The following is a 3,535-nucleotide window of genomic DNA, read 5'->3' on the forward strand; positions in this document are numbered from 1 at the left end:
AGGGAGAGGGGAGTTAGGGATCGACGTAACCAACCATTGGATGCCAGGATAAGCGGGTGCCAAGCCTTGGCGATGTCTCCTCAGTCCTCTCCCGGCCAGTCTCCTGGGGTGGCAAGTGGTCTGCCCGATCCCTTGCCCCCTCTTTCGACGCGACTAAAGGAAATTGCTGCGGTGTTCTTGCGGCTGGGATCCCTGGGGTTTGGCGGCCCACAAGCTCACATTGCCATGCAACACGATGAGGCGGTGATCCGGCGGGGCTGGATGAGCCAGGAGCAATTTGCCGAAGGGGTGGGCCTGTGTGAACTGTTGCCGGGGCCGGCTTCTACCCAGATGGGGATCTATGTTGGCTATGTGCGGGCAGGCTGGTTGGGGGCGGTGCTGGCGGGCTTTTGCTTCATCGCGCCGGCTTTTGTGATCGAGGTGATTTTTTCTTGGCTTTATTTTCGCTTTCAGGGGGTGCCACAGCTAGAGGGGCTATTTTTTGGGGTGGCCCCGGTGGTAATCGCCATTGTCTTGGCCTTTTGCTGGAAGCTGGGCCGCAAGGCGGTGCAAGACTGGAGCCGGGGGCTGATCGCGGTGGCGGCTTTTGCTCTGCTGCTAAGAGGGGTGAACATCCTGGTGTTGTTTGGGCTGGCGGCGCTGGTGGGGTTGGTGCTCTACGGGCCAAGGAGCCCTTTGCCAGGGATCCCAGCTCTGCTGCCGGGGCCGGTGTTGATGTTGGCCCAGACGGTGGGGGCCGCGGTTCCGCCAGAAACCCTAGCCGTGAGCAGCTTTTGGGGGCTGGAGCGCATTGGCACTTACTTCTGGCCTTTGACGCTGTTTTTTTTCAAGGTGGGCAGTGCCATCTTCGGGGGAGGGTTGGTGATCATTCCCTTCATCGCCGACGAAGTGGTGGATCAGTTGGGCTGGTTGACGCCAGCGGAGTTTTTGGATGGGGTGGCCATTGGGCAGTTTACCCCCGGCCCGGTGGTGCTGACGGCAGCTTTCATCGGCTACAAGGTGGCGGGGGTGTTGGGGGCGCTGACGGCGACGGTGGCGATCTTTGCCCCTTCTTTTGCCTTTATTTTGCTGGCAGCACCGCTGTTGCTGCGCATACGGCGCAACGCTTGGGTGAAGGGATTCCTGCAAGCCATCACCCCAACCGCGCTGGGGGCGGTTGCCGCAGCCACAGTGCCTCTGGCCCAAAAGGCGCTGCTACAAGAAACAACAGCAGCCTCGTTGATGGCCTTGGGGATCGGTGGGGCGGCCTTGATCGCCCTGCTGCGCTTCCGGCAGCCCACGTGGCTGTTGGTGATGGCTGGAGCGGGGTTGGGCTTGCTGGCCCGCAGCCTGTAGGTGCTTTTGCTTTGGATTCCTGGATCCCCTCTCTATTATGAAGAGAGCCTAACTCGCGCTTGCTGGGATTGACAGCGCTAACTTGCCTGGGGAAGCCCTTCTCCAGCGGGATCCCGGCCTTCCAGACGGCAGAACAGTTGCCGTATCAACAGCTCCCGTTGGCCCAGCGAGAGATGGGGGGCAAGGGTGCTTGGAAAGTGGGGCATGGCCAGAGTAACGCGATCCAGCAAGTCGGCGCGGCGGTGCTTTTGCTGGATGGCCCAAGCCCGCTGCACAAGATCTGCGGCTGTTCCCAGCTCCAGCCCTGCTCGTTCGGCCAGCCAAGCGGCCAATTGCTCCAAATCGGGGTCGAAGCGCAGCCGGTACATGTAGATCAGCATGCCAATCCCAAGCACTAGGCCTACAGCGCTGGCCACATAGGCAGCCTTGATGGAGGTTCCCGGCAGATAGGCCACCGCCGAGACGCGCAAGATTTCATAGGGGATGCGAATTAAGCTGTAGCCGACGACATAGGTCCAAACCCAGGTGCCATCTTTGAGTTTGGGAAAGCGCCAGAACATCCCCATCAAGAGGGCAAACAGAACCAGGTTGAGGACGCTTTCGTAGAAAAAGATGGGGTGAAAAAACTCAAACTGGCTGTATTGCGGCTCGCGGGCTTGGGGCGGGATGTACACCCGCAAGGGCCATCTGCTGTCGGGGAGAATGGGGGCCCCGTAGGCCTCGGAGTTAAAAAAATTGCCCCAGCGCCCGATGGCTTGGCCCAAAATTAACCCTGGCGTGAGCACATCGGCGTACTTCCAGCCGTTGATCCCGGTGGCGCGGCAATAGAGGTAAAGAGCAAGCGCGCCGGCCAGCACGCCACCGTGAATGATGATGCCTCCCCGCCAGATGGCGAAGGCCGAGAGGGGATCGTCCCTGAACTCCGACCAGTGGGTGAGGACGTAGTAGAGGCGGGCGCCCAGAAACCCGGACACCACCAGCCACAGGGCTAGGATCTCGACCCGTTCGCTGGCCTTGCCGGGCTCTTTCTCCAAATGGCGAGCCTCTGCCAGGGCTTTGGTCAGGAGCAGGCCGACCAACACGGCAATAGCCATCAGCAGGCCGTACCAGCGCAGCCCCAGCCCACCTACCAGAGGGGTTTCGGGGGGAAAACGGAAGACAAACTCTCCCGGTGAGCTGAAGGTAAGGCCCAGCAGACCTGCACTCCATGGATTCATCGACAACACCCTCTGCACCCCAAAATCCCCCAATTCAGTTCCAGCAGTCGGCTTCCATCAACCTCACCTGCCAGCAGGACGAAATCCTCTCCGGGTTCTTTGCTCCAGTTTTGAGCAGCCGTTCCCGCACCTCGATAGGGATCCATTCTTCCCGATCTTGCCACAGCAGCGATCCCCCTCAGGCTGCCCAGGCCATTCTTCTGGGGGATGTCGGCCTCAGTCGCGCTTCTAGTCCCGCAACACGTAGCCTACCCCGCGCACCGTCTGGATGAGGCGCTTCTCTCCTGGGCCTTCGATCTTGAGACGCAAGTAGCGGATATAGACCTCGATGATGTTGGAATCGCCCGTAAAGTCATAGCCCCACACATGCTCCAAAATCTGTTGGCGGCTGAGCACCTGGCGGGGGTGTTCCATCAAGTAGCGCAGCAGGTCGTATTCCTTGGCCGTCAGCTCCACCTGCCGCCCTCCCCGGCTCGCCTGCCGCGTCACTGGATCCAGCGTCAAATCCATAAACACCAACCGACCGTCACGGGATCCCTTGGGGTGCTGCAAATAGATCCGTATCCGCGCCAGCAACTCCTGAAGGCTAAAGGGTTTCACTACGTAATCATCCGCGCCGGCATCCAGCCCTGCCACCCGATCTGCCACCTCATCACCGGCGGTCATCAGTACCACGGGCACGCGGCTGCCCATCAAGCGCAGTTGCCGACAAACTTCCAACCCCGAGATCCCGGGCAACAGCCAGTCCAGCAGCACCAAGTCGGGGTTCTGGTCGCGGGCTGCCGCCAACCCTGCCGTGCCATCGCCGACCACACTGACCCGATACCCCTCATAGGTCAGCTCAGTTTCCAGGAAACGGGCCAGTTTGGCCTCATCTTCGATCACCAGAATGTGGGCTGAGGAGGATTCCGGTTCCGGCATATTCTCTCCTCAAAAGAAGAGGTGGGAAACTTGCTCACTGCCCACCAGCATACCCTAGCCGT

The 3,535-nt window shown here is 60.5% G+C and carries 3 protein-coding genes; 1 reads left to right on the forward strand and 2 read right to left on the reverse strand.

Annotation, left to right across the window (positions count from 1 at the left end; translation table 11 throughout):
* The first annotated feature begins 72 nt into the window (after positions 1-72).
* Positions 73-1,335, forward strand: coding sequence for a chromate efflux transporter (gene chrA / locus NW844_RS03890; RefSeq protein WP_414333651.1), 1,263 nt, complete (start codon positions 73-75; stop codon positions 1,333-1,335).
* A gap of 77 nt (positions 1,336-1,412) precedes the next feature.
* On the opposite strand, the gene lgt is transcribed toward chrA, so the two are convergent.
* Together lgt and NW844_RS03900 are read right to left on the reverse strand one after the other, a co-directional pair.
* On the reverse strand, positions 1,413-2,552 hold the full coding sequence (lgt, locus tag NW844_RS03895; protein ID WP_414333653.1) for a prolipoprotein diacylglyceryl transferase: 1,140 nt from the start codon (positions 2,550-2,552) through the stop codon (positions 1,413-1,415).
* 228 nt (positions 2,553-2,780) lie between these two features.
* The gene (locus NW844_RS03900; RefSeq protein WP_414333655.1) at positions 2,781-3,473 is read right to left on the reverse strand and encodes a response regulator transcription factor; all 693 of its coding nucleotides are present in this window, start codon (positions 3,471-3,473) and stop codon (positions 2,781-2,783) included.
* Between the last annotated feature and the right edge of the window lie 62 nt (positions 3,474-3,535).

Source organism: Synechococcus sp. H55.2 (assembly GCF_047462495.1).
In the GTDB taxonomy this organism is placed as follows: Bacteria; Cyanobacteriota; Cyanobacteriia; order Thermostichales; family Thermostichaceae; genus Thermostichus.